This window comes from Amycolatopsis bartoniae (genome assembly GCF_014191255.1).
GTDB classification, from domain to species: Bacteria; Actinomycetota; Actinomycetes; order Mycobacteriales; family Pseudonocardiaceae; genus Amycolatopsis_E; species Amycolatopsis_E bartoniae.
In genome coordinates this window covers 1-26,024 of record NZ_JACHWH010000002.1, presented here as the reverse complement: position 1 = coordinate 26,024, position 26,024 = coordinate 1, and the positions used below count along the sequence as shown (strand labels likewise).

Below are 26,024 nucleotides of genomic sequence, written 5' to 3'. Positions count from 1 at the left end.
GGCTTCAGCGGCCGATTTCGACGTTCTCGAGGATGCCCAGCGCGTCGGGCACGAGGACGGCCGCCGAGTAGTACGTGGTCACCAGGTAGGAGATGATCGCCTTCTCGTTGATCCCCATGAACCGCACCGAAAGGCCCGGCTCGAACTCGTCCGGCAGGCCCGTCTGGTGCAGCCCGACCACACCCTGGTTCTTCTCGCCCGCGCGCAGCAGGATCACCGAGCTGGTGCGGGTCTCGCTCACCCCGATCTTGTTGCACGGCAGGATCGGCACCCCGCGCCACGACGGCACCTGCTGGCCGAAGAAGTCCACATTGGAGGGATACACGCCGCGCGCGGAGCACTCCCGGCCGATCGCGGCGATCGTGCGCGGGTGCGCCAGGAAGACCGTCGGCTCCTTCCACACGGTGGCGAGCAGGTCGTCGAGGTCGTCCGGGGTCGGCGGCCCGGAGCGGGTGTGGATGCGCTGCTCGACGGCCGCGTTGTTGAGCAGGCCGAAGTCGGCGTTGTTGATCATCTCGTGTTCCTGCCGCTCGCGCAGGGCCTCGATGGTCAGCCGCAGCTGCTGCTCGACCTGGTTCATCGGCTTGTTGTAGAGGTCCGCGACGCGGGAGTGCACCCGCAGCACCGTCTGCGCGACGCTCAGCTCGTACTCGCGGGGCGAGGTCTCGTAGTCGACATAGGTACCGGGCAGCTCCGGCTCACCCTCGTGGCCCGACGCCAGGTCGATGGCCGCCTCACCGAAGTCGTTCTGCGGCGCCAGTTTGCCCGCCCGGAACAGCGCCACGTGCTCCCGCAGCGCCTCCGACGCGTTGTACACCTCGTCGAAGTCCCGCTGGGACAGCACCAGCACGGTGCACGGCGTGACGGCCTTGACCGAGTACTCCCAGATGTCCTCCGGGTCGGCGAGCGTCTCGTCGCCGAAGTGGTCGCCGTTCGCGAGCACGCCGAGCGTCGTCTCGTCGCCGTACTGGCCGGGCCCGATCTTGCTCACCTTGCCGTGCGCGATGAGGAACGCCTGGTCGGAGGTGTGTCCGAACTCGACGATCACGTCGCCCGGCTGGTAGGTCTGTTGCACGAACCGGTCGGCCAGCGCGGACAGCACGGTCTCGTCGGCGAACCCGCGCAGCAGCGGGAGCTCGCCCAGCTCCGCGGGGATGACGCGGACGTCGCTGCCGGTGCTGACGAACGTGACGCGGCCGTCGCCGACGGTGTAGGTCAGCCGGCGGTTCACGCGGAAGACACCGCCGTCGGCCTGCACCCACGGCAGCACGCGCAGCAGCCACCGCGAGGTGATCGACTGCATCTGGGGGACGGACTTGGTCGTGGTCGCCAGCTGCCGCGCCGCCGCGGTGCTCAGGCTCTGCCTCGGCGCGTCCTCTACGCTCGACGCGGCGGGTTCGGTAACGGTCACGGCAAATACCACCCATCGTTGTTCATACGCCAACCAGCGAAATTCGTGATTTTCGCGTCCGGGATTGTTCTCCAGAGGCCCGAAATCTGCGGGCGAAATCGACGTTAGCACCGGGGCCCGAGGCCGTACAGTCACTCGACCGAGTGCCCGGACCGGCGGAAATGCGACGGCCGGAAGGGTGGGCCGTGTTACCGGGGAAATAGATCACCCGGAACGACCAGTGATGGCGTTCCCGGCCAGGTGACGGTGACGGGCGAACGGTCGCGGACTGGGCCGAACACGGTAGTGCGCGGAGCTGCCGTTCACCCGAACCGCCCAGCGTGTGGGCGCTTTCCGTTGCGGCGGAGGAGTTTTCGCAGCTCAGCGCGGTGTGGTCACCTGGTGTGACAGTGCTGCCCCGGTCGGCCCAGTGGTACCGCCGGGCCGGGTCATCGGCGGCACCGTTGTGCGCCGGAAAACGCGTGTCCCGGCAATTCCGGTTGCTCCGGTCCGGCGACTTTTCCGGGTGGCCCCGCGCCGCACGACTGAAAACAATTGTTCGATCTTGTACCCGGTATCGATGCGCCATTAACGTGTGGGTCCGGTGAAATTGTCCCCGCTCGGCGAACGGAACCTGCGCATGAACGTGTACGTGACCGGCCTGCTCTGGGTGGCCGGTGCGATGGTGGTGGGCGCGCTGATCGCGTACCTGGTGCGCCGGTACGGGCTCGACGAAGGCAGGCCGGACAACAACGACGCGGCGGGGCAGGCGTTCACCATCGTCGGCGGCCTGCACGCGGTGGTCGTCGCGTTCGTGCTGATCTCCCTGTTCGACGCGGAGGGCACCGTGCGGGACGGGTCCTACCAGGAGACGCAGGCGCTCGTGTCCGCTTCGTGGGCGGCGGAGTCACTGCCCGAGCCGGCGCACTCGGAGGTGCCGCGGCTGGCGCACGAGTACGCCGAGACCGTCGTGGCGAAGGAGTGGCCGCGGCTGCAGGACGGGCGGGACCCTGGACCGGAGGGCTGGACGCTGCTGACCCGGATGCGGTCCGCGCTGGACGCCACCGAGCTGCCCGACGACGACTGGCTGGTGAACCAGAAGACGGACGCGGCGAGCGACCTCACCGACGTCTACGAGCAGCGGCAGGCCCGGCTGAACGCGGTGCGCGACAACAATGTCGGCACCGTGCTGTGGTTCGTGCTCGCGATCGGCAGCGTGATCTTCGTGCTGCTGCCCAACCTGTTCGGCGGCACGAAGCTGGCCACACACGTGATCATCGTGTCCACGCTGGCCGCCACCACGACGTTGCTGCTGTACGCGATCTACCAGATGCAGAACCCGTTCGCGGGCGGGGCGAAGGTCGGGCCGGACGCGTTCAGCCAGGCCGTCGCCCGGCTGAGCTGACATGGCGGCCTCGGCGAGGCGGCTGGCACGGGCCGCCACGGTGGCCGCGCTGGTCGCGGTGACCACGGGGATGCCGCAGGCGGAGTCGGCGGGGCAGAGCTGCGTGGCGATGCGGGTCCGCGACGACGGCGGTCCCTCCACTGTGGACCGGACAGAGTATCCGGCGGTCGCGACGACGAAGCTGGGCCGGGTCCCGTACCGGCTGAACGCGCTGGGGTACCTGCGGTCGCGGGACCTGGCGTACGGCGTGACGCCGGACGGGCACGTGGTGACCATCGACCGCCGGGGGCGCACGGCGGACCTGGGCGAGCCCGACGGGCGGACCCTGGCCGGTGCGACGGCGGGCACGATCAGCGGGAAGGTCTGGTACGTCAAGCGGGGCGCGTTGTTGTCGCTTGTGGACATCGAGCCGGGGAGCGTCTCGGTGCGCTCGTCGGTCGTGCTCAGGCCGGCGTTGCTGGCGGCGCGGGTGGACGACTTCGTGCTCGTGGACGGGCTGCTCTACGGCGTGGCATCGGAGGGCGAGGTGGTGACGATCGACCCGGACAGCGGCGAGGTCCGCACGCTGCCGGGGAAGGAGCTGCCGCCGGCGAGCGCGTACGGCTCGGTGGTCGGCGGCCCGGACGGCGCGCTGTACACCACGGCGAACGGGGTACTGGGGCGCAGCCGGGAGTACCGGGTGGTGGTCTCGGGAGGTGCGGTGACGGGGGTGTCGCTGCTGGCCAGCGGCCCGGCGGTCTCGGGCAGTGACGCCGCGGGCTGTCTGGCGCCGCTTCCGACTCCGCCTCCACCACCGCCTCCGCCCCCGGTGGCACCGCCACCTCCGCCGCCTCCGCCGGTGGTGACGCCGCCCCCACCTGCGGTGCCACCCCCGCCGCCGGTTCCAGCGCCACCCCCGCCACCGGTCCCCGTGGTGGCTCCGGCCCCGCGCCCGGTGCAGCGTCCGGTGCCGCCTCCGCCGACGCCGTCGGTGACCCCGGCGCCACCCCCGGTGCCGGTCTCCCACGCGAGCCCGCCGCCCCCGCGCCCCCGCCCGGCGCCGACGCCGAAAAAGAAGCCGGAACAGGTGGCGGACCCGCTGAAGGCGACGAAGGTCAAACGCGACTGGGCACTGACGGCGCTGATCCTCATCCTGGGAGGCAGCATCGTGGCGCGGCGCATCGCCCGCTGACGCGGAAGCGGTTTCGGAGGATGGACAGCCTGCCGTTCGTAAGGAGGCTGTCCACCCTCACCCGGTGAGCCGCAACCCTCACACGCCCAGCGCGAAGACCGTCTTCGTGCGGTAGGTCTGGCCCGGGCGCAGCACCGTGCTCGGGAAGGACGGGTGGTTCGGCGAGTCCGGGAAGTGCTGCGTCTCCAGCGCGAAACCGTAGCTCTGCCGGTACGTCCTGCCGCTCGTGCCGACCAGCGTGCCGTCCAGGAAGTTGCCCGAGTAGAACTGCAGGCCCGGCTGGTCGGTCAGCACCGTCAGCGTCCGGCCGCTCGCCGGGTCGCTCGCCTTCGCCGCGACCGCCAGTGAACCCGAGGAGTCGAGCACCCAGTTGTGGTCGTAGCCCTGGCCGGTGAGCAGCTGCGGGTCGTCCTCCGCGATGCGCGCGCCGATCGCCGTCGGCCTGCGGAAGTCGAACGGCGTGCCCTGCACCGGCGCCAGCTGTCCCGTCGGGATCTGCGTCGTGTCGGTGGGCGTGTACCGGCCGGCGTTGATCTGCAGCTTCTGGTCGTAGATGTCCCCGGACGCCTCGCCCGCGAGGTTCCAGTACGTGTGGTTGGTCAGGTTCACCACAGTCGGCTTGTCGGTGGTGGCCGTGTAGGCGATGCTCAACCGGTTCTGACTGTCCACTGTGTACGTTACGGTCGCGTGCAGGGCGCCGGGGTAGCCCTGGTCGCCGTCCGGGCTCGTCACGCTCAGCCGGATCCCGCCGGGGACCTCCGTGACGTCCCAGACCTTCTTGTCGAACCCCGCGAGCCCGCCGTGCAGGCTGTTGCCGTTGTTGTTCACCGGCACGTGGTAGGTTTGACCGTCCAAAGTGAACGTTCCGTGTGCGATCCGGTTGGCGTACCGGCCGATCAGCGCGCCGAAGTACACGCCACCGCCCGCCTCCGGGCTGTTCTTCGCCACGTAGTCCGCGAGTGTCGGGAAGCCGAGCACGATGTTCTCCGCGCGGCCGTGGCGGTCGGGGGCTTCGAGGGTCTGGATGATCCCGCCGTAGGACAGGATGCGCACGCGCAGTCCGTGTCCGCTGTCGAGGGTGTAGCGGGAGACGGCTGCACCGCCGACCCGGCCGTAGTACTCCTTGGTCACCGTGGGCGGCTTGGCCGCGGCAGCTTGGCTCACACCCGTGAAGCCTACTGTCGCCAGTCCGGCCGCACCGGCGGCTATCGCGGTGCGCCGGGAGAAGACGGTTCCCATTGACCCTCCTGGTGTTCAGGTTGCGGTACTGACCCGGTATTCGGCGTGCACGAGCTCCAGCAGTTCCGCCACGGAGGTCTCCTTCGAAGCCTTGTCGAACGTGATCTCCCCGTGCTGCAACAGGTTGACGCGGTCACACACGTCGACCACCTGGCTGTAGTTGTGCGCGATGAGGATGATCGCGATGTCGCCTCGCTGCTTGAGCTGCGCCAGCAGCCGCAGGATGAGCCCGCCCTCCTTGGCCCCCATGGCGGCCAGCGGCTCGTCGAGCAGCAGCAACTTCGCGTTGTTCGAGTACACCGAGCGGGCCACGGCGATCGCCTGCCGCTGCCCGCCCGACAGCTGTCCCACCTCGGCGGTGACCGAGGGGATGTTGATGCCGATGGCGTCGAGCGCCTCGCGCGCCCGGCGCTTCATCTCCTTGCGCCGCAGGAACGGCAGCGGCCGGTGCACCAGCTCCTTGTTCAGGTGCAGGTTCAGGTACACGGGCAGGTCGTTGACCATCGCCAGGTCCTGGAACACCGTCTCGATGCCGAGGCTGCGTGCGTGGGTGACCGACTTGAGCTGCACCGGCTCCCCGTCGACGAACAACGTGCCGCGGTCCGGCTGGTGGAACCCGGTGAGGATCTTGATCAGGGTGGACTTCCCGGCGCCGTTGTCGCCGATGAGGCCCAGGATCTCGCCCTTGTTCACGGACAGGTTGATGTCCGTGAGCGCCTGGACGGGACCGAAGCTCTTGCTGACGTGCTCGGCCCGCATCACCTCCGCCACTACTGCCTCCCGAGCCGTTTGCGAATGACGCTGACGTACACGTTGAGCAGCGCGGCGATGAGGATCGCGCACCCCAGCACCATGTAGAACGCGTTGGCGCTGATGCCCGTCAGGTTGAACCCGTCGTAGACCAGGCCCAGCAGCAGCGCGCCGAGGAACGCGCCGATCACCGTGCCGGACCCGCCGAGCAGCGCGGTGCCGCCGATCACCGCGGCGGCCACCGCGTAGAACATCGTGTTGAACCCGCCGTTCGTCGGGTCGTAGGAACCGACGCGCGTGCCCTGCAGGATGCCCGCGAACCCGGCGAGCCCGCCGGTGATCGCGAAGCAGATCACCTTGACGCGCCCGGTGCGGATGCCGGACTCGGCCGCCCCGACGGGGTTGCCGCCGGTGGCCTGCGTGGCGATGCCGAAACGCGTGGTGGACAGGACGGTCTGCACGACCGCCACGACCACCAGCGCCCACAGGAACTCCGACCAGCCCCAGCCGCCGAACGTCGAGGAGACCCAGTTGCCCGTCGGCGCGCTCACCGGGGAGCCGCCGGAGATGATCAGCGACAGCCCCCACAGCAGGAACGCCATGCCGAGCGTGGTGATGAACGCGGACAACCCGAAGATCGTGTGGATCAGCCCGTTCACCATCCCGATCAGCGCGCTCACCACGACCGAGCCGATCAACGCGAGGAACAGCGGGAAACCGTTGTTGTAGAACAACATCAGCACGAACGGCGACAGCGTGAACACGAACCCAGCGGACAGGTCGATCTGCCCGCAGATCAGCACCAGCACCTCGCCGGCCCCGACGATCGCCCACGGTGCGACGTACTGGGCGATCGTGTGGTAGTTGTCGGACGTCGCGAAGCCGGGCCCGCTGGTGAGGCTGAAGTAGATCGCCGCGGCGATCGTCACCAGCAGGATGCTCAGCTCCTTGACGCGGAGCAGGCCCAGCCAGAAGCCGGGGCGGGCGGGGCCCGCGCCGGGCTCGGTCCGCCCCGGGGACTTGCGGGTGAGGGCGTCGGTCATGGAGCGCTCCTAGCGGGTCGACGAGGTCGCCGCGGGCAGCGGGATCGAGGCGGGCATCGGCACCAGGTCCGTCTTCGGCCCGCCCTCGAACTTGCTGTTCGCCGACAGGTAGGGCCCGACGTTCTCCTTGGTGACGAACGTGAGGCCGGTGTCGGTGACCGGGGGCGCGACGAGTGTGCCGGACAGCCGGAACAGGTACATGTACAGCACCGGCAGGAAGCCCTGCAGGTAGGCGGACTGGTCGATGGTGAAGTCGAGCGCGCCCGAGTCGACGCCCTTGAGCGTGTCGGACAACGTGTCGTACCCGCCGGCGTGCACCTTGCCCTGCAGCCCGCGGTTGCCGATCAGCTGCGCGATGGACGCGGTGCTGCCGGCGTCCACGGCGTAGATGCCCTTGGCGTCGGTGTGCCCGTCGTAGGCGGCGGTGATCGCGTTCAGCTCGTTGGCCTGCTCGGCGCCGGTGTTGACCGACTGCACCTGCACACCCGGCGCGGCCTGCTTGAGCGCGTCGGTGATGCCGTCCAGCCGCGGCTGCACGTTGTTGCCGCCCGGCTGCGAGATGCCCACGAGGATCAGCCCGGACGTGACGTCCTTCGCGATCCGCTGTCCCATCTGGAACCCGGACTGGTAGAGGTCCTGCCCCACGTACGTGAGCGGGTAGTTGCCCGCCGCGGTCGCGTTGTACGCGATCACCGGGATGCCCTTGGCCAGTGCCCGTTTCGTCGGTTCCACGAAGGCGTTGTTGTCGGTCAGCGCGATCGCGATGCCGTCGACGTTGCCGTTGATCGCGGTGGAGAAGGCGTTGGCCATCTCGGACACGTTGCCCTCGGCGGAGCCGGTCCACTGCGGTTCCGGCAGGCCGAGCAGCTTCGCCGCGTCCTGCATGCCCGTCTTGGTGGGGTTGAAGAACGAGTTCGTGGTCACGTGGTTGATGAACGTGAACCGCCAGCCCGGGGTGCTGGGGAAGGCGCCGACACCGCCCGACCCGGAGTTCGACTGCACTCCGTTGCAGGCGGTGAGCAGAGCGCTCGCGGCGACCGCCCCACCCCCTGCCCCGAGGAATCTGAGTGCGGCCCTCCGCGAGGTCGCGGCCTGCGCATCCGTCATATGAACCACCCATCCACTTCGGCGGGGAACCCGGGGTCTGCAGCGTGCCTGAATCATTGGATGATTAGTCGAATCCGTCAAGGCTCCGCGGGACGATGATCGCGGCCGAGGTAACGATTCGGACAAGGCCCTCGTTTGACTTTGTGGATTTATGATTTGAGGATTACTCCGTGCGCATGACCAAGGAGGGGCCACTCGGCAGGCACCGGACGATCCACGGGCGGGTCGTCGAGTGGCTCGGCCGCCGGATCGTGTCCGGCGAGCTGCCCGCGGGCAGCAGGCTGCCGAACGAGGGGGAGCTGGCCGCGCAGCTCGACGTCAGCCGCGGCGGCGTCCGCGAGGCGGTGAAAGCCTTGGCCGCCAAGGGAATGGTGGAGGCACGGCCGCGGCTGGGCACGCGCGTGCTGCCGCGGGACCAGTGGAACCTGATGGACCGCGAGGTGATCAACTGGCACGGTGAGCTGGCCAAGTCGGACTTCCTGGCCGACCTGCTGGAGCTGCGGCTGATGGTCGAGCCCGGTGCCGCGCAGCTCGCCGCCCAGCGGGCCACCACCGAGCAGGTGGCGGTGCTGCAGGACGCGTACCAGCGGATGGAGAGCCACGCGCCCGGGCTGCCCGAGGGAGCGGACGCGTTCGTCGACGCCGACCTGACGTTCCACCTGACCCTTCTGCGGGCCAGCGGAAACCAGCTCATCGAGCAACTCGGCCGGCTGCTGGAAACCGGGCTGTACCACGGGCTGGAGGCCAGCTCGCACGCGCCGGGCGGGGTCGCCGCGACCCTGCCCCTGCACCAGGCCGTGCTCGTGGCGGTGCGCGGCCGCCGCCCGGTGGCCGCCGGGCGCGCGATGCGCAAGCTGCTCGAAACCACCACCGAAGCGGTCCGGCGGATGACGGAGGAGCAGTAGTGTCCACAGTGGAACAGGTGACGGATCCCGTTGCGGAGCACGGGGAAGGGCCCGTGTGGCACGACGGCTGGCCGGGTCTGCGGTACGTCGACATGCTCGCCGGGGACGTGTTGGAACTCGTCGGCGAGCGGGTGGCCCGCCACCACGTGGGCTCGGTCGCCGCGGCCCTGCGCCCGCGCGCGGGCGGGGGCGTGGTGCTGGCCGTCGAGCGGGGTTTCGCGCTCGCCGACGAGTCGCTTTCGGACATTCGGCCGCTGCCGGAACTGTGGCAGGACAAGGATGTCCGGATGAACGACGGCGGTTGTGACCCCGACGGCCGGTTCTACTGTGGATCGATGTCCTATCAGGAGACCGAAGGACGCGGCAGCCTGTACCGGCTGAACGCCGACGGCTCCACGGAGCTCGTGCTCACCGGCGTGACGATCTCCAACGGCCTGGCCTGGAGCCCCGACGGCAGCACCGCGTACTACATCGACACTCCCACGCACCGCGTCGACGCCTTCGACTACGACACCGGGCGTGGGCTCACCGGCCGCCGCCCGGTGGTGGAGATCCCGGAGGAGGCGGGCTCGCCCGACGGCATGACGGTGGACGCCGACGGCAGGCTGTGGGTCGCGTTGTGGGGTGGCGGTGCCGTGCGGTGCTACACGCCGGACGGGCGCCTGGAGGAGCACGTGCCGCTGCCGGTCACCCAGGTCACCGCCTGCACCTTCGGTGGCCCGGCGCTCGACGAGCTGTACGTGACCACCTCGCGCCAGGGTGTTTCCGAGGGGACGCAGCCGGAGGCGGGTGCGCTGTTCCGGTACCGCCCAGAGGTGCGGGGCCTGCCTGCGTTGCCCTACCGCGGAGCCTGACGGCAACCGTTTTCCGGAAAGTTCCCGGTGTTCGCCGAGCGGCCTACACTGGCGGCTGTGTCCGGCTCGCCGAGGACTTCTGGCAACCTGCCCGCCGAGCTGACCGGCTTCGTGGGCAGGCGGGAGGAGCTGGGCGAAACGAAGCGGCTGCTCACCGCGGCCCGGCTCGTGATGCTGACCGGGGTCGCCGGAGTCGGCAAGAGCAGGCTCGCTGTGCGCGCCGGTGCCGGGCTGCGGCGCGCGTTTCCCGACGGAGTGTGGCTCGTGCGGCTGGCCGGGCTCACGGATCCGGCGGCGCTGCCCGCCGCGGTCGCCGCCGGGCTCGGACTGGCCGAGAGCGAGGTTCCGGCCCGGCTACGGGACAGCAGGCTGCTGCTGATCCTCGACAACTGCGAGCAACTGGTGCCCGCGTGTGCCGCGTACGCCACGGAACTGTTGTCGCAGACGGAAAACGTGCGGATCCTCGCCACCAGCACGCAGCTCCTGCGCGCGGACGGCGAGCAGGTGCTCGTCGTGCCGCCGCTGCCCGTGACCGAGGACGCCGTGGCGTTGTTCGCCGACCGCGCCGCCGCGGCGCAGCCCGGTTTCCGGCTCGACGCGGGCAACCGGGACCTGGTGACGCGTATCTGCCGCCGCCTCGACGGGATACCGCTGGCGATCGAGCTCGCGGCCGTGCGGCTGCGGGTGCTCTCGCCCGAGCAGCTGCTGCACCGCCTCGACGACCGCTTCGGCCTGCTCACCACGGGCCACCGCACGGCGGCGCCGCGCCAGCGGACGCTGGAGGCCGCGATCGCCTGGAGCTTCGAGCTGTGCACGCCGCGGGAACAGACGGTGTGGGCGGCGACGTCAGTGCTGGCGGGCGGGTTCGACCTGGAGACGGCGGAGGCCGTGTGCGGCGACCTCGCGGGTGAGGACGTGCTCGACCTGGTCGCCGCGCTGGTCGACAAGTCGGTCCTGGCGCGGGAAGACGGCGGAGCGGGGCACAACGCGTGGTACCGGATGCTCGAAACCGTGCGGGAGTACGGGGAAGTCCGGCTCGCGGAGTCGGGGTGGGCGGCGGAGGTGCACGCCCGGCTGCTCGCGTACGTCCGGCGGCTCGGGCGGCACTTCGAGGCGGAGTCGTTCGGGCCCCGGCAGCTGGAGTGGCTGGACCGGCTGCGCCGCGAGTACCCGAACGTGCGGGTGGCGCTCGAACACCGCGGCTCGCCGGAGATTTCCTTGGCACTGCGCGACTTCTGGTGTGCGAGCGGCCTGGCAGCCGAGGGCAGGCGGCTGCTCGCCGCCGCGCCGGCGCACGCCGGGCCGGAGCGCGCGCGAGCCTTGGAGGCGGCCGCGTTCCTGGCGTTGCAGACCGCGGAACCCGCGCGGGCGATGCTTGTCGAGCTGCGCGAGCTGGCCGACGAGACCGGCGACGAACGGGCGCACGCAGGTTACGCGCGGTGCACCGGTCTCGCGCGATTCCTGGACGGGGACCTGGTCAGCGCGCGGGCACGGCTGGAGAAGGCGCTGGCCACCTACCGGCGCCTCGACGCCGGCTCCGAAATCTTTCCGACGCTGGTCCTGCTGGCAGGCGTCGCGTTCTTCCTCGACGACGCCGCCGGGATGAAGGCCGCCGAGGAGGCGCTCGCGCTGAGCGAGACGCGGCGCGCGGAGTGGTCCCGGGGGTACGCGCTGTGGGCGGTCGCGCTGCACGAGTTGCGGCGCGGCGACCACCTGCGTGCCTCGGCCCTGCTTCGTGAGGCGATCGCGCTCCGGACGGGCGATCCGGCGCAGCTCGCCCTCGCCGTCGACGCGCTCGCGTGGTGCGCGGAGGCAGCGGGTCTGCCCGAACGGGCGGCCGGACTGCTCGGCGCCGCGCGCGCCGCCTGGCGCTCGGCGGGGTGGCGGATTGCCGGAACCACGCCGTACCGGGAGTTCGGCGAACACTGTGCGACTCGGGTGCGGCGGGTGCTCGACGACCGGACCTTCGAGACCGCGTTCGACGCGACCGCACACGGCGGAGCCGACGAGGTGCTCGCGTTCGCGCTGACCGAAAAGACGGCGCCTCCCTCGCCCGGCCCGGCGCCGCGCCCGGGCGGCCTCACGCGGCGGGAGCGGGAGATCGCGGGGCTCGTCGCGGAAGGGCTCAGCAATCGCGAGATCGCCGCACGGTTGGTGATTGCCCAACGCACGGCCGAAACGCACGTGGAGAACATCCTGGCGAAGCTCGGATTCTCCTCCCGGGCCCAGATCGCCGCGTGGCTCACCGAGCGCCGCGCAGCCGGAGCCGGAACTACGTAGTTCTCTCCGTAGAACTCCCGGTTCGCCCAGTGGATCGGCACGTCATGCTGGACGGGCCACCTCGAACCAGGCCGGCGGCTCCCGCTCTCCCCCTCGGAGCCGCCGGCCGGCGCGGCGGGACGCCCCGCCTGCCCGTGACGACGTCCCGCCGCGCTTTCCCTCGTTCCAGTGATGTGAAGTTCACAAGAGTGGACTCGAAATTCACAGGTAACTGTCAGATATCCCGTGGAGAATGGGTATCACCGGAACAGGTGAGGCAGGGGAGGGATCGAGGTGCGCTGGAGGCCGGTCGCCTACACGGCTCTCGGGCTCGTCTCCGTCCTCGTGCTCGGCACCACCGGCTACGCCTGGACGCAGGTCAGCCGCCTGAGCAGCGGCCTGGCCACCGCCGACGTCATCGAGCCCGGCGCGCAGCTGCCCGGCAGCACCCCGGACGTCCCGATCCCGGAGCAGAACATCCTGCTGGTCGGCGTCGACTCGCGCACGGACGCGCAGGGCAACCCGCTGCCGCAGAACGTGCTCGACCAGCTGCACGCCGGGGACCAGAGCGACGGCGGCGACACCACCGACACCATGATCGTCGTGCACATCCCGGAGGGCGGCGGCGAGGCGACGGCCATCTCCATCCCGCGCGACTCCTACGTCCAGCTCGCGGGGACCTACGGCAAGCACAAGATCAACTCCGCGTACAGCTACGGCAGGCACCAGGAGTACGACGAGCTGACCCAGCAGGGTGTTACCGGCGCGGCCCGCGAACGCCGGGCCGACCAGGCGGGCGCCCGCACGGCGATCCAGACCGTCGAGCAGTTCACCGGGCTCAGGATCAACCACTACGCGGCGGTCAACCTCGTCGGCTTCTACTCCCTCAGCCTGGCCGTCGGCGGCGTGCCGGTGTGCCTCAAGGAGCCGGTGCACGACAGCTACTCCGGCGCGGACTTCCCGGCCGGGCAGCAGACGCTGTCCGGGGCGCAGGCGCTCGCGTTCGTCCGGCAGCGGCACGGGCTGCCCAACGGCGACCTCGACCGGATCGCGCGGCAGCAGGCGTTCCTGGCCAGCGCGGCGAAGGTCGTGCTCGGGGCGGGCACGCTCGCCAACCCGGTGAAGCTGGAGAACCTCATCGAGGCCGTGCAGCAGGCGGTGCTCATCGACCAGGGCTGGGACATCCTCACGTTCGCCCAGCAGATGCGCTCGCTCAGCTCCGACGGGCTCACGTTCGCCACGATCCCCGTGCAGTCGCTGAGCCTGCAGACGCCGTCCGACGGCGACGCGGTGAAGGTCGATCCCGTGCAGGTGCGCTCGTTCATCGCGAACCTGCTGGGGGAGAGCGTGCCGGCGTCGTCCTCCTCGCCGCCGACGAGCGTGGCGGCGCAGGCGGCCGAAAGCAGTGCCCCGCAGACCACGGAGACCTCGCTCGTGCCCAGCGCCGACAGCACCGACCTGTCGGGCTGCGTCAACTAGCTTTTCCGCCGCGGGACGTCGTTCCCCGTCGTCTTGCCTGTTATTTCCCAACCCCCGTCCCGGAGGCTCCGCCGTCCGTGTGCCCGGGTGTGGCCGCGAAAGCAGGTCGCGACCCGGTCCCCGACAGCTGGAGTGATCGAATGAAGCGAACGAGCCTGACGAAGTGGGTGGGCGCGGGGGCGGCGGTGGCCGCCGGTGCCGCGCTCGCCGTATATCTCACCGCCCCCGCCGCCGGTCCGGTGCGGCCCGTCGAGAACGCGATGCAGGCCGACCTCGGCCTGACCGCGGAGCAGGTGCAGGTCCGCCTGGCCCACGAAGCGACGGCGATGACCTCCGAAGCCGCCGCGCGGGACGCCGCGGGCGCGGCGTACGGCGGGTCCTGGTACGACGCCGCCGCCGGCAAGCTGGTGGTGGCCGTGACCGACGCGGCCAGGGCGGGCGCGGTGCGCGCGGCCGGGGCGAACGTCGTGACCGTGGCCCACACGCAGGCCGCGCTGGACTCCGCGAAGGCCGCCGTCGACGGGTACGCCGGGCAGACCGCGCCCAGGGAGGTCACCGGCTGGTACGTCGACGAGCGCGCGAACTCGCTCGTCGTGCAGGTGCGCCAGGGCGCCACGGGCGCGGCCGTGCGGCAGTTCCTCGACTTCGCCGAGTCCTCCGGGCCGGTGCGCGTCGAGTCCGTTGCGTCGGCGCCCCGCCTGTACGGGGGCGACGTCGTGGGCGGGCAGGCGTACTTCATCAACAACACGGCTCGCTGCTCGATCGGCTTCTCCGTCACCGGCGGGTTCGTGTCGGCGGGGCACTGCGGGCGCGCGGGCGACTCGGTGCGGGGCGCGGACGGCACGGCGATGGGCACGTTCCAGTCGTCCTCCTTCCCCGGCAACGACTACTCCTTCGTGCGCACGAACTCCAGCTGGACACCGACGTCCACAGTGGACGGATTCGGGCACGGCGACGTGACGGTGACCGGTTCCACCGCGGCCGCGGTGGGGTCGTCGGTGTGCCGGTCGGGCTCCACCTCGGGCTGGCACTGCGGCACGATCCAGGCCACGAACCAGACGGTGAACTACCCGGAGGGCACGGTCTCGGGCCTGACGAAGACGAACGCGTGCGCGGAGCCCGGCGACTCCGGCGGCTCGTGGGTCAGCGGCACCCAGGCGCAGGGCGTCACCTCGGGCGGCTCGGGCGACTGCACCCGCGGCGGCACGACGTTCTTCCAGCCCGTGAACGAGATCCTGTCGGCCTACCGGCTGACCCTGGTCACCGGCTGAGGACTCCGGGGCGGGGTGCCCGCCGGGGCGCTCCGCCCCGCGGCTCAGGCCGTGGCCGGGCGCCAGGCGCGTTCGGCGGCCGCCAGGCTCGCGCGGCGGCGCAGCCCGGCCAGGCTGTGCTTCGCCGGGACGAGCAGGGCCGTCAGCCACGTGCGCCGGTACTCCTCCAGCGCCAGCGCGATGGAACGATGCTCCACGCAGTGCACCAGCCCGGGCGTGCCGAGGCGGTGCTTCCCGACGTGCTTGACTGGCATCGTTCCTCCGTGTGGGCTACCTTCCGCCGCGCACCGTACGCAACGGACGTGCGAAAACGGGAGAACGTGGTCGGCGTGTCACCCGTATCGGTTCGATCACGACGGAAGTCCACCTGATTGAATGCCCCCATGCTGCGAGTGGGGCTCACCGGAGGAATCGGGGCGGGGAAGTCGACCGTGGCGGCGCGGCTCGCCGAGCACGGGGCCGTCCTCATCGACGCCGACAAGCTCGCCCGGGAGGTCGTGGAGCCCGGCACGCCCGGCCTCGCCGCGCTCGCCGAGGCGTTCGGCGAGGGCATCCTGACCGCCGAAGGCGCGCTCGACCGGCCCGCGCTCGCGGCGAAGGCGTTCGCGGACGAGGACTCGCGCCGCCGCCTCAACGGCATCCTGCACCCGCTGATCGGCGCCAGGACCGCCGAGCTGATGGCCGCGGCCGCGCCGGACGCGATCGTCGTGCACGACGTCCCGCTCCTGGTCGAGGGCAACCTCGGCGCCGCCTACCACCTGGTGCTCGTGGTCGACGCGCCCGTCGACGTCCGCGTCCGGCGCCTCGTCGAGGTCCGCGGGATGGCCGAGGACGACGCCCACGCCCGCATCGCGGCGCAGGCCGACGAGGCCGCCCGCCGTGCCGCCGCCGACGTGTGGCTGGACAACAGCGGGACGCCCGACGTGGTGCTCGCCGAGGTCGACCGGCTGTGGGCCGACCGGCTCGTGCCGTACGAGGCGAACGTGCGCCTGCGCCGTCCGCGTGCGCCGATGTCGCCGAAGCTGTCGGACTACGACCCGCGGTGGCCGGCACAGGCCGCGCGGGCGCTGGCCCGCATCCGCGCCGCCGTGGGCGAGCGGGCCGTGCGGGCCGACCACATCGGCTCGACCTCGGTGCCCGGCCTCGTCGCCAAGGACGTCGTGGACCTGCAGCTGGTCGTGTCCACTTTGGACGAAGCGGACGCGCTCGCGGACGCCCTGTCCGACGCCGGTTTCCCCCGCGCCGAGGGCGAGTGGTGGGACGACCCGCAGGACGGCTCGGACCGGTGGCCCAAGCGCTTCCACTACGGCGGCGACCCCGGCCGCATGATCAACCTGCACGTCCGCTCCCCGGAGACCCCGGCGTGGCGGCTCGCCCTGCTGTTCGCCGAGTGGCTGCGGCAGAACCCGGCCGAGCGTGACGCGTACGCCGAGGTGAAGCGCCGGCTGGCCGACGCGCACGCCGCCGACGGCACGGTCCTCCCGTACGCCGAGGAGAAGCAGGAGTGGGTCAACGCGGCTTTCCGCCGGGCCGAAGCCTGGGCCGGGGCCAGCGGCTGGACGCCCTGACCGCCGCTCAGAGCAGCCCGCGCTGGAAGGCCACCGCGACCGCGGCCGCGCGGTCCTTCACCCCGAGCTTCGCGTAGACGTGCAGCAGGTGCGTCTTCACCGTCGCCTCGCTGATGAACAGCCTGGTGGCCGCCTGCTTGTTCGTGCAGCCGCTCGCGACCAGGCCCAGCACCTCCACTTCGCGCGCGCTCAGCTCCTCCGGCACCGGCGCCCGCATCTGGCCGAGCAGCCTGCTCGCCACGGCGGGCGACAGGACGGCCTCGCCGCGGGCCGCCGCCCGGACCCCGCGGAACAGCTCCTCCCGCGGCGCGTCCTTGAGCAGGTACCCCGTCGCGCCGGCTTCGAGTGCGGGCAGCACGTCGGAGTCGGTGTCGTAGGTGGTCAGCACCAGCACCCGCGCGGAACTGCCGCTCTTCGCCAGGCGGCCGATCGCCGTGACGCCGTCGGTGCCGGGCATCCGCAGGTCCATCAGCACGACGTCGGGCCGCAGCCGTTCGGCCAGCGCCACCGCCTCCGCGCCGTCCGCGGCCTCGCCGAGCACCTCGAAACCCTCGGCGGCGGCGAAGATCCCGCGCAGCCCGTCGCGCACCACCGGGTGGTCGTCGGCGATCACGAGCGTGATGGTCATCGGGCCACCGCGGGCAGGCTCGCCGACACCGCGGTGCCGCCACCCGGCTCGGACTCGACCACGAGCGACCCGAGCAGCCGCGCGGCCCGCTGGCGCATCCCGGACAGGCCGAAGCCGCAGGTCGCGGTCAGCGGGTCGAAACCGCGGCCGTCGTCGCGGACGTCGAGCGTCACCTGGTCCTCCATGTAGGACAGCGTGACCCCCACCCGGTTCGCGCCGGCGTGTTGGGCCACATTGGACAGTGCCTCCTGGGTGAGCCGCAGCAACGTGGCCTCCAGCTCGGGGTGCAGCGGCCGCGCGTCACCGGTGACGGCGAACTCGCCGGACACGCCGGCGCGCTCGGTCCAGCGGGTCACCACCCCGCGCAGCGCGTCGCCCAGCTGGTCGCGGTCCAGCGCCTCCGGGCGCAGCGCGTGCACGGAACGCCGCGCCTCCGCCAGGTTCTCCCGCGCCAGGTCGAGCGCGGTGTGCACGCGTCGCCGCCACGCGGGGTCGTCCTCGGCCGCCTCCAGCTGCGTGATGATCCCGGTGAAGCCCTGCGCGAGCGTGTCGTGGATCTCCCGGCTGAGCCGCTGCCGCTCGTCCGAGATCCCGGCCTCCCTGGCCTGCGCGAGCAGCTGCCGGTGCAGCCCCGCGTTCTCCTCCTGCGCGGCCTCCAGCTCGGCCAGCGCGCGCCGCCGCGCCTCGTTCTGCTCGGCGACCTTCGCCGCGATGATCGAGCCGCCCGCGATCGCGCCCGTCTGCACGAGCACGACCGTCACGAAGACGAACCCCTGCTCGCGCAGCGCGGCAACGGGTCCGCCCGCGCCGAGGGTGTTGATCAGCAGTGAGGTCGCCGCGAGCCCGAGCACCGACAGCGGCACCGGCTTGAGCCGCAGCGCGGAGAAGAAACAGCCGATCATGAACACCAGGAACAGCAGGTCCCGCGTCATCAGCACGGCCGCCAGCGCGAGCGTCCCCGCGAACGACACGACGAGCACGAAACCGTTGTCCCGCAACGGTTTCGGTAGTACGACGCCGGTGAGCAGCAACCACGCGAGCGCGAGCCCGGCGAGCCCGAGCGTGCCCGGCTGGAACCCGTGCACCAGGCTCACGAGCGCCGCCACGACGAGCAGGCCGGGGGACAGCCACGCCCGTAGCCGGTCGTAGGGGCGCCAGAGCGCCGGTCCGTGGGCCGGCGGTTCCAGCGAGGCCGACCAGAAACTGCTCACCCGCGTCATTATGCGGCCCAGTTCCGCAGCCGCGGCCAGAGCACCGACCACGGTTCGGTCCGGCCGGTCGCCAGGTACATCGGCATGCCCTGGCTGGTGTTCGCCACGCCGTGCCCGTTGTCGACCGTGCCCACCTGCCGCAGCTCGGCGAAGGAACCGAGCAGCGGCCGCGGGTCCCAGCCGACGAACAGCACGTCGTAGGCGCTCTCCGGCGGAGTGCCCAGCGTCCAGTAGCCACGGCTGCCGCTGTAGGGCTCCGGCAGGCCGAGAGCCGGTCCGAAGTGGTCGATCGCGGCCGCCTGCCAGTAGAAGCCGGTCACGATCGCCGTGTCGCGGGGGAGCGTGGCGTAGACGCGGGCGACGGAGGCGGTGACCTCCGGCCAGCCGACCTCCTCGGCCGCGAACGTCGGCTCCGGCATCCCCGGTTTCGTGGCGAGCCAGGACTCCGGCGCCAGCGGCAGCGCGTTCGGCAGGGTGAGCAGCACGCTGAGCGTGAACACCGGCCATGTGGGCACCCAACGCCACCAGCGGGCGGGCCGCCGCGCCTCGATGCCCACCGCGGCGGCCGCCCAGCACACCGGGTACATGCCCGTGAGGTAGTAGTACCGCCCGTTCACCAGCATGAACAGCACGGCGAGGCCCACCGTGGTCCAGCCGAGGAAACGCAGCTCGGGCGAGCGCAGGAGCCGCCACAGCCCGGCCACGAGCAGCACCGCGCCCACGAGCAGCCCCGCCCCCAGCAGCGCCGCGGGCACGAACACCAGCCGCCCGCCCCAGACCTGCCCGACCTCGGCCGAGATCGCCTCGCCCATCCGCAGCTGCGGCCAGCCGTGCAGCGACTGCCAGACCAGCGTCGGCAGCGCGCCGGCCACCGCGATCGCCGCCCCCGCCCACAGCTTCGGCCGCCGCAGCAGCTCCCGCGGTCCGCACAAGAGCAGGCAGATCCCCGCGACCAGCCAGAACCCGAGTACCAGGAACTTCACGTTCACCGCGATGGCCGTGACCACTCCGGCCCACACCAGCAGCCCGTCGGCACGCGTGCGCAGCCACCGGGTCAGCAGCCACAGCAGCACCGTCCACAGGAACGGGTCGAGCGTTGAGGTGGCCAGGTAGTGGCCGGTGCCCAGCAGCTGCGCCGAGCACGCGTAGGTGGCCGCGGTCACCACCTGCGCCCGGCGGCCACCACCGAGCTCCCCGGCGATCAGTGCCGCCACCACGACCCCGGCCGCGGTGGCGGCGATCGCGGGCAGCCGCAGCACCGTCACCGAGCCCGGCGCCAGCGTGTCCATCGCCCGCGCCAGCAGCGGCAGCAACGGCGGCTGGTCGGCATACCCCCAGGCCAGATGCCGACCAGCCGCCAGGAAGTACAGCTCGTCCCCGAAGTAGCCGTACCTCCCGCTCACCGCGAGCAGCAGCACCGCGACCGCCGCGGCGAGCAGGAACACCGGTTTCACCGCCAGGCGCGGCCCGGCGAGCACGCTCACTCCCACCGGAACCACCGCACGGCGACCGCACCACACCCGGCGGCCACGACCGCGAGCGAGACCAGCTGCACCGCGCTCGGCGCGGCCCCCGTCGCCGCCTGCCGGAGCGCGTTGAGCGTCGCGCCCAGCGGCAGCACGTCGGCCACGTGCCGCAGGAAGCCCGGCAGCTGCTCCTTCGGCACCCACACCCCGCCGAGCGCCAGCATCGGGAAAAACACCGCGGACCCGATTCCGCTCGCCACCTTTCCGGACGGCGCGAGCGCGGCGATCACCGTGCCCACCGCGAACAACGCGAGCGCGCCCAGCACGAGCACCAGCAGGAAGCCGCCCGGGTTCGCGGGCGCGGCCATCCTCAGCGCGAGCGTGCCGACCCCCAGCACCAGCACGACCACCACCAGCGCGGCGACCACGTTGACCAGCAGCTGCGCGGTCAGCAGGCGCGACGGCGGCACCGGGCTCGCCGACAGCCGCCGCAGCACCCCCTTCTCCCGGTAGGTGGCGATCGCGGCCGGGAAGACCGTGAGCGCCAGCATGCCGAGCAGGACGGCGAGCGCCAGCGGCGCGATGAAAGCCGAGAGCGGGACCTGGCCGCCGAAGTCCGCACTCGGTTGCCGGATGCCGGGCTGCAGCCCGAACACCAGGAGCAGCCCCAGCGGGATTCCGGCGACCGCGATCGGGGCCGCCGGGTCCCGCAGGAACAGCTTCGCCTCGGTCAGCGTCAGTTTCGTCAGCACGATGTCCCCTCAGTCCAGGTTCCGGCCGGTCAGCGCGACGAAGGCCTCGTCGAGCCCGGCTTGGTCGACTCGCAGCTCGTTCGCGACGACGCCCTTGCGCGCCAGCACGGACGTCACCGCGTGCAGCACGTTCCCGCCGCCCACGATCACCACCTGCCCGCTGTGCCGTTCGACCCGGCGCACCTCCGGCACCGCGGTGAACACGGCGTCCGCGATCGGCTCCGACGGCCGGAACCGGATGCGCTGCTCGCCGTCCACGCGGGCCACGAGCCCGGCCGGGGTGTCGAGCGCGACGACGCGGCCGGCGTCGACCACCGCGATCCGGTCGCACAGCCGCTCCGCCTCGGCCATGAAGTGCGTGACGAGCAGGATCGTCACGCCGCGGTCGCGCACCGCCTCGATGAGCTCCCACGTGTCCCGCCGCGCCTGCGGGTCCAGGCCCGTGGTCAGCTCGTCGAGCACCGCGATCTCGGGGTTGCCGACCAGCGCCAGCGCGATCGACACGCGCTGCTTCTGCCCGCCCGAGAGCTTCCGGTACGCCGTGTTGCGGTGCCCGGCGAGCCCGAGCTCCTCCAGCAGCGCGTCGGGGTCGGCGGGCGAGGGGTAGAACGAGGCGTACAGCTCCAGCGCCTCCCCGACCCGCAGCCGGTCCGGCAGTTCGCTCTCCTGCAGCTGCACGCCGAGCCGCCGGCGCAGCTCCGCGGTGTCCCGCCGCGGGTCCAGCCCCAGCACCGAGATCGTCCCGCCGTCGGGCACCCGCAGGCCCTCGACGCACTCGACCGTCGTCGTCTTGCCCGCCCCGTTCGGCCCGAGGAGCCCGAAGATCTCCCCGCGCTCGACCGTGAAGGACACGTCCTCCACCGCCACCCGCCGCCCGTACCGCTTGGCCAGGTGCGTCACCTCGACCACCGCCATCGCGTTCCCCTTCCTCGAAGTTCCCACCGAGGATTTCGCGACAGGGGGGTCCGGCGAATCGACTGCGCGGTCAGGCCGGAATCAACCGATCGGTGGACTCAGTGCCGCCGCCAGGCCAGCTCGATGTCCAGAGTGGACAGCCAGTCGCGCAGCTTGTACCCGTGCGCGGCGAGCCCGTCGACGGCACGGTAGGTGGTCTCCAGCGCGCGCCGGGCGTCGGCGGGGCCGAGCAGCCCGGCCGCTGCGGCGGCGAGCAGCTCGTCGGTGTCCAGCACGTCCAGCCCGCGGCCCTCGCGCAGCACGATGTCCAGGTACCAGTCGGTCGAACGCCACGTCTGCCCGTCGCGGTCCACCGTCACCACATCGAGGTAGAAGTCCTGGTCGCGTTCGTGCCCGGGGCTGAACCAGAAGTCCGTGAGCCGCAGGCCCAGCCCGGGCAGCAGCCACGACTCCAGGTAGTGGAACTGGGGCCGGCCGGGTGCCGGGCGCGCGAGGTACAGGCCGAACGGTTCGACCCGGTACTCCTCGACCTCGCGGACGACGCCCTTCGGATCGGTGTTCGTGCCCGCGGTGACGTCGAAGGTCTCGATCTTCGGCGGGTGGATCGTCCCCGCGTGGTCTGCCATGCGGCCCATTTTCGCGGGTTTACAGCCCGAAAACGAGTGTCACGACGCTATGGTGATCACGTGTTGGACGACGAGGCCGTGACCGAAGCCGTCGCCCGCCTCGCCGCCGGCCTGGGGGAACGCGTCGGAGAGCTCACCGCTGACCTGCTGGAGCTGTACTCCGCCGAGCTGCCGAACCTGGTGCACGACGACGAGACGGTCGTGAGCCTGCTGTCGGCGAGCCTGTTCCAGAACCTCGACACCGCGATGCGGATCTTCCAGCACGACATCGACCCGCACCGCGTCGAGGCGCCCGCCGCGGCGATGGAGTACGCGCGCCGCCTCGCCCAGCGCGGCACCCCGGTGATCGACCTGATCCGCGCCTACTACCTCGGGCAGTCCGCGATCCTGAACCAGGCGCTCGCCGAGGGCAGGCGCCAGGTGCACGACCCGGAGCTGCTCGGCGCGATGATGCAGCGGGCGCTGACCGGGGCGTTCGTCTTCATCGACCGGATCACCCGGCAGGTGGTGTCGGCCTACCAGGAGGAACGCGACCGGTGGCTGCTCAACCGCAGCGCCGTGCGCGCGGCCCGCGTCCGCGAGCTGCTCCGCGGCGTCGGCACCGAGTCCGCCGTCATCGAGGCCGCGCTGGGCTACCGGCTGCGCGGCCTGCACCTGGCGATGATCGTGTGGCACGCGGTGGAGCCCTCTCAGGGCAACGCGCTGGGCTCGCTGGAGTCGGTCACGGCCGCCGTCGCCGAGGGCCTGCCCGTGACCGGCCAGCCGCTGCTGGTGCCCGCGGACGAACGCTGCGCCTGGGTGTGGTTCCCCGTCGAGCGGGCGGTGCTGCCGGACGAGGACCACGTCCAGCGCGTGCTCGCCAAGGCGGAGCCGACGGTGCGGCTCGTGCTGGGCGACCCGGGCGACGGCATCGAGGGGTTCCGGCGCAGCCACCGGCAGGCCGAGCGCGTGCACACGCTCGCGGTCACCGCGGGGGAGCAGTGCGAGCGGGCACTGACCTTCCGCGACGTCGGCGCGATCGCGCTGATGACCTCGGACCTCGCCGCCACGCGCAGCTGGGTCGGCGACATCCTCGGCGAGCTGGCCACCGACGACGAGCAGCACGAACGGCTGCGCGAGACGCTGCTGGTGTTCCTCGCCACCGGCTGCAGCTACACGGCGGCCGCGGCCAAGCTCACGATGCACAAGAACTCGGTGCAGTATCGCGTGCGCAAGGCTGAGGAGGCTCTCGGCCGCACCGTCGCCGACAACCGGCTGGACGTCGAGCTGGCGCTGAAGGTGTGCCAGCGGCTCGGCACCGCGGTCCTGGTCACCCCCTGAGCGGGGGAAGCCCGAAGGGCTGAACGCCGCCCGTTCCGGGGCCGCGATTACCGGGCGCTTTCGGTCCACCGCACCAGTCGTCCGAGTGATCATTGGGCCATTGGCACGAAGCGATCGCGATTATTCCGGTTTACGCTCTGCCTATGGGAAACCTCGTCCACGCCGAACCCGCGGCCGAGCTGCTGGCGGTCATCCGCCTGCGCCGCGGCGTGGTGGGCGAGTGCCGCCGGGTCAGCCACATCGTGCCGCTGCCCGCGCGGGGCCCCATCCCCGAGGAACTGGTCGCCCTGTGCGGCGCCGTCATCCTGCCCGCGCAGGCCGAGGTGCTCGACGGCATCGCCGGGATGCCGTGCGAGGCGTGCCTGGCCCGCCAGGCCCGGCGAGCCTGCCGCTACCTGGCCTGACCTGCGCGAATCCCCTGCCGCCGAAAATTGTCGGTGGGGAGGCTTACCCTGGTTCCCGTGGCTTTCGCAACCGAACACCCCGTGCTCGCCCAGTCCGAGTTCCGCCCGGTCTCCGAGATCCCCCGGAGCGGCGGGCGGTTCGAGGTCGTCAGCGACTACCAGCCCGCCGGTGACCAGCCGGCGGCCATCGACGAGCTCGAACGCCGCATCAAGGCGGGCGAGAAGCACGTCGTGCTGCTGGGCGCCACCGGCACCGGCAAGTCGGCCACCACGGCGTGGCTGATCGAGCGGGTGCAGCGGCCCACGCTCGTCATGGCGCCGAACAAGACGCTGGCCGCCCAGCTGGCCAACGAGCTGCGCGAACTGTTCCCGCACAACGCGGTCGAGTACTTCGTCAGCTACTACGACTACTACCAGCCCGAGGCGTACATCGCGCAGACCGACACGTACATCGAGAAGGACTCGTCGATCAACGACGACGTGGAGCGGCTGCGCCACTCCGCCACGATGAACCTGTTGTCGCGGCGGGACGTCATCGTGGTCGCCTCGGTGTCGTGCATCTACGGCCTTGGCACGCCGCAGTCGTACCTCGACCGGTCCACCAAGCTGGCGGTCGGAGCACAGGTCGACCGGGACGTGTTCCTGCGCGCGCTGGTCGACGTGCAGTACACGCGCAACGACATCGCGTTCGCCCGCGGCACCTTCCGGGTGCGCGGCGACACGGTGGAGATCATCCCGGCGTACGAGGAGCTGGCGATCCGCGTCGAGTTCTTCGGCGACGAGATCGACAAGCTGTACTACCTGCACCCGCTCACCGGTGAGATCGTGCGCGAGGTCGACGAGGTGCGCATCTTCCCGGCGACGCACTACGTGGCGGGGCCGGAGCGGATGGAGAAGGCCATCCGGGGCATCGAGGCCGAGCTGGAGGAGCAGCTGGCGAAGCTCGAGAAGCAGGGCAAACTGCTGGAGGCGCAGCGGCTGCGCATGCGCACCACCTACGACATCGAGATGATGCGGCAGGTCGGGTTCTGTTCGGGCATCGAGAACTACTCGCGGCACATCGACGGCCGCCCCGCCGGTTCCGCGCCCGCCACCCTGATCGACTACTTCCCGGACGACTTCCTGCTGGTCATCGACGAGTCGCACCAGACGGTGCCGCAGATCGGCGGCATGTACGAGGGCGACATGTCGCGGAAGCGGAACCTGGTGGAGTACGGCTTCCGGCTGCCCAGCGCCACCGACAACCGGCCGCTGACGTGGGAGGAGTTCTCCGAGCGGATCGGGCAGACGGTGTACCTGTCGGCGACGCCGGGCCCGTACGAGATGGGCCAGGCGGGCGGCGAGTTCGTCGAGCAGGTGATCCGCCCGACGGGCCTGGTCGACCCGAAGGTGGTCGTGAAGCCCACCGAGGGGCAGATCGACGACCTGGTGCACGAGATCCGCGAGCGCGCCGACCGCGACGAGCGGGTGCTGGTCACCACGCTGACCAAGAAGATGGCCGAGGACCTCACCGACTACCTGCTGGAGCTGGGGATCCGGGTGCGGTACCTGCACTCGGAGGTGGACACGCTGCGCCGGGTCGAGCTGCTGCGGCAGCTGCGGTCGGGGGACTTCGACGTGCTGGTGGGCATCAACCTGCTGCGGGAGGGTCTGGACCTGCCGGAGGTGTCGCTGGTGGCGATCCTCGACGCGGACAAGGAGGGGTTCCTGCGCAGTGGCACCTCGCTGATCCAGACGATCGGCCGCGCGGCGCGGAACGTGTCCGGCGAGGTCCACATGTACGCGGACAAGGTCACCGACTCGATGAGCTACGCGATCGAGGAGACCAATCGCCGTCGCGCGAAGCAGATCGCGTACAACGAGGAGCGCGGGCTCGACCCGCAGCCGCTGCGGAAGAAGATCGCCGACATCCTGGACCGCGTCTACAGCGAGGCCGAGGACTCCGAGCGGGAGATCGAAGTGGGCGGCTCGGGCCGCAACGCCTCACGCGGCAAGAAGCCGGTACAGGGCGGCGGCGCGCGTTCGTCGGGGGTCCTGGTGGACCGCGACGTGTCGACGATGCCGCGGGCGGAGCTGGCGGACCTCATCCAGTCCATGACGGACCAGATGATGCAGGCGGCACGCGACCTGCAGTTCGAGCTGGCGGCCCGCCTGCGCGACGAGATCGCCGACCTGAAGAAGGAACTGAGAGGCATGGACGCGGCGGGCATCAAGTAGGGATACGGCGCGCGCCGGCGGGCGTTTCCCGGGGAGGAGCGGCC

At 71.5% G+C, this 26,024-nt stretch carries 23 protein-coding genes; 11 read left to right on the top strand and 12 right to left on the bottom strand.

Annotation, left to right across the window (positions count from 1 at the left end; all coding sequences use genetic code 11):
• Nucleotides 1-4: 4 nt before the first annotated feature.
• Nucleotides 5-1,411 (bottom strand): family 2B encapsulin nanocompartment shell protein, encoded by a 1,407-nt coding sequence (locus FHX82_RS11980; RefSeq protein WP_145938695.1) that lies wholly within the window; start codon nt 1,409-1,411, stop codon nt 5-7.
• Between the two features lie 619 nt (nt 1,412-2,030).
• Here FHX82_RS11980 and FHX82_RS11975 point away from each other — a divergent pair.
• Both FHX82_RS11975 and FHX82_RS11970 read left to right on the top strand, forming a co-directional pair.
• Nucleotides 2,031-2,795 (top strand): bestrophin-like domain, encoded by a 765-nt coding sequence (locus FHX82_RS11975; RefSeq protein ID WP_145938710.1) that lies wholly within the window; start codon nt 2,031-2,033, stop codon nt 2,793-2,795.
• A gap of 1 nt (nt 2,796) precedes the next feature.
• Nucleotides 2,797-3,966, top strand: a complete 1,170-nt coding sequence (locus FHX82_RS11970) for a DUF6923 family protein (RefSeq protein WP_183176602.1) — start codon at nt 2,797-2,799, stop codon at nt 3,964-3,966.
• 78 nt (nt 3,967-4,044) lie between these two features.
• Here the strand turns inward: FHX82_RS11970 and FHX82_RS11965 are convergent, their stop codons facing one another.
• Genes FHX82_RS11965 through FHX82_RS11950 form a run of 4 tightly spaced genes read right to left on the bottom strand, consistent with a single transcriptional unit; the run spans nt 4,045 to nt 8,105 of the window.
• Nucleotides 4,045-5,205 carry an aldose epimerase family protein gene (locus FHX82_RS11965; RefSeq protein WP_145938741.1) on the bottom strand — a complete coding sequence of 387 codons (1,161 nt, stop codon included), beginning with the start codon at nt 5,203-5,205 and terminating at the stop codon, nt 4,045-4,047.
• A 15-nt stretch (nt 5,206-5,220) separates the two neighbouring features.
• The gene (locus tag FHX82_RS11960; RefSeq protein ID WP_229881494.1) at nt 5,221-5,976 is read right to left on the bottom strand and encodes an ATP-binding cassette domain-containing protein; all 756 of its coding nucleotides are present in this window, start codon (nt 5,974-5,976) and stop codon (nt 5,221-5,223) included.
• Nucleotides 5,976-6,998 carry an ABC transporter permease gene (locus tag FHX82_RS11955; RefSeq protein WP_145938742.1) on the bottom strand — a complete coding sequence of 341 codons (1,023 nt, stop codon included), beginning with the start codon at nt 6,996-6,998 and terminating at the stop codon, nt 5,976-5,978. The genes FHX82_RS11960 and FHX82_RS11955 overlap by 1 nt, the downstream gene beginning before the upstream one ends.
• A 9-nt stretch (nt 6,999-7,007) precedes the next feature.
• On the bottom strand, nt 7,008-8,105 hold the full coding sequence (locus tag FHX82_RS11950; protein ID WP_145938743.1) for a sugar ABC transporter substrate-binding protein: 1,098 nt from the start codon (nt 8,103-8,105) through the stop codon (nt 7,008-7,010).
• Nucleotides 8,106-8,281: 176 nt separating this feature from the next.
• On the opposite strand from FHX82_RS11950, the gene FHX82_RS11945 reads away from it, so the two are divergent.
• The 5 genes from FHX82_RS11945 to FHX82_RS11925 all read left to right on the top strand — a co-directional run bounded on the left by FHX82_RS11945 (nt 8,282) and on the right by FHX82_RS11925 (nt 14,873).
• Nucleotides 8,282-9,010, top strand: coding sequence for a FadR/GntR family transcriptional regulator (locus FHX82_RS11945; protein WP_221215888.1), 729 nt, complete (start codon nt 8,282-8,284; stop codon nt 9,008-9,010).
• Nucleotides 9,010-9,864: an SMP-30/gluconolactonase/LRE family protein gene (locus FHX82_RS11940; protein ID WP_373308700.1), complete on the top strand. Its 855-nt coding sequence runs from the start codon at nt 9,010-9,012 to the stop codon at nt 9,862-9,864. Before FHX82_RS11945 ends, FHX82_RS11940 begins: the two co-directional genes overlap by 1 nt.
• Nucleotides 9,865-9,921: 57 nt before the next feature.
• Nucleotides 9,922-12,144, top strand: a complete 2,223-nt coding sequence (locus FHX82_RS11935; RefSeq protein WP_145938745.1) for an ATP-binding protein — start codon at nt 9,922-9,924, stop codon at nt 12,142-12,144.
• A 273-nt stretch (nt 12,145-12,417) separates the two neighbouring features.
• Nucleotides 12,418-13,602, top strand: coding sequence for an LCP family protein (locus FHX82_RS11930; protein ID WP_229881492.1), 1,185 nt, complete (start codon nt 12,418-12,420; stop codon nt 13,600-13,602).
• Between the two features lie 140 nt (nt 13,603-13,742).
• Entirely contained in the window at nt 13,743-14,873 is a 1,131-nt protein-coding gene (locus FHX82_RS11925; protein WP_145938747.1) for a S1 family peptidase, read from the top strand.
• Between the two features lie 44 nt (nt 14,874-14,917).
• Here the strand turns inward: FHX82_RS11925 and FHX82_RS11920 are convergent, their stop codons facing one another.
• Nucleotides 14,918-15,127: a hypothetical protein gene (locus FHX82_RS11920; protein ID WP_145938748.1), complete on the bottom strand. Its 210-nt coding sequence runs from the start codon at nt 15,125-15,127 to the stop codon at nt 14,918-14,920.
• Between the two features lie 129 nt (nt 15,128-15,256).
• On the opposite strand from FHX82_RS11920, the gene coaE reads away from it, so the two are divergent.
• Nucleotides 15,257-16,441, top strand: a complete 1,185-nt coding sequence (gene coaE, locus FHX82_RS11915; protein ID WP_145938749.1) for a dephospho-CoA kinase — start codon at nt 15,257-15,259, stop codon at nt 16,439-16,441.
• A gap of 7 nt (nt 16,442-16,448) precedes the next feature.
• Here coaE and FHX82_RS11910 read toward each other — a convergent pair whose 3' ends face one another.
• From FHX82_RS11910 to FHX82_RS11885, 6 genes are all read right to left on the bottom strand, one after another.
• Nucleotides 16,449-17,069: a response regulator gene (locus FHX82_RS11910; protein ID WP_145938750.1), complete on the bottom strand. Its 621-nt coding sequence runs from the start codon at nt 17,067-17,069 to the stop codon at nt 16,449-16,451.
• Nucleotides 17,066-18,280, bottom strand: a complete 1,215-nt coding sequence (locus tag FHX82_RS11905; protein WP_373308699.1) for a sensor histidine kinase — start codon at nt 18,278-18,280, stop codon at nt 17,066-17,068. The genes FHX82_RS11910 and FHX82_RS11905 overlap by 4 nt, the downstream gene beginning before the upstream one ends.
• Nucleotides 18,281-18,288: 8 nt before the next feature.
• A complete protein-coding gene (locus FHX82_RS11900) occupies nt 18,289-19,770 on the bottom strand; it encodes a glycosyltransferase family 39 protein (protein WP_229881491.1) in 1,482 nt (493 codons plus the stop codon).
• Complete coding sequence (locus FHX82_RS11895; protein ID WP_145938752.1) at nt 19,761-20,498, bottom strand: ABC transporter permease; 738 nt, start codon at nt 20,496-20,498, stop codon at nt 19,761-19,763. Before FHX82_RS11895 ends, FHX82_RS11900 begins: the two co-directional genes overlap by 10 nt.
• 9 nt (nt 20,499-20,507) lie before the next feature.
• The gene (locus tag FHX82_RS11890) at nt 20,508-21,413 is read right to left on the bottom strand and encodes an ABC transporter ATP-binding protein (protein WP_145938753.1); all 906 of its coding nucleotides are present in this window, start codon (nt 21,411-21,413) and stop codon (nt 20,508-20,510) included.
• Between the two features lie 98 nt (nt 21,414-21,511).
• Nucleotides 21,512-22,039, bottom strand: coding sequence for a ribonuclease FAU-1 family protein (locus FHX82_RS11885; RefSeq protein WP_145938754.1), 528 nt, complete (start codon nt 22,037-22,039; stop codon nt 21,512-21,514).
• Nucleotides 22,040-22,099: 60 nt separating this feature from the next.
• Here FHX82_RS11885 and FHX82_RS11880 point away from each other — a divergent pair, with 60 nt between their 5' ends.
• The 3 genes from FHX82_RS11880 (at nt 22,100) to uvrB (ending at nt 25,980) form a co-directional block, all read left to right on the top strand.
• Nucleotides 22,100-23,359 carry a PucR family transcriptional regulator gene (locus tag FHX82_RS11880; RefSeq protein ID WP_145938755.1) on the top strand — a complete coding sequence of 420 codons (1,260 nt, stop codon included), beginning with the start codon at nt 22,100-22,102 and terminating at the stop codon, nt 23,357-23,359.
• Between the two features lie 143 nt (nt 23,360-23,502).
• Entirely contained in the window at nt 23,503-23,763 is a 261-nt protein-coding gene (locus tag FHX82_RS11875) for a hypothetical protein (RefSeq protein ID WP_145938756.1), read from the top strand.
• Between the two features lie 57 nt (nt 23,764-23,820).
• The gene (gene uvrB / locus FHX82_RS11870) at nt 23,821-25,980 is read left to right on the top strand and encodes an excinuclease ABC subunit UvrB (RefSeq protein WP_183176601.1); all 2,160 of its coding nucleotides are present in this window, start codon (nt 23,821-23,823) and stop codon (nt 25,978-25,980) included.
• Nucleotides 25,981-26,024: the final 44 nt, after the last annotated feature.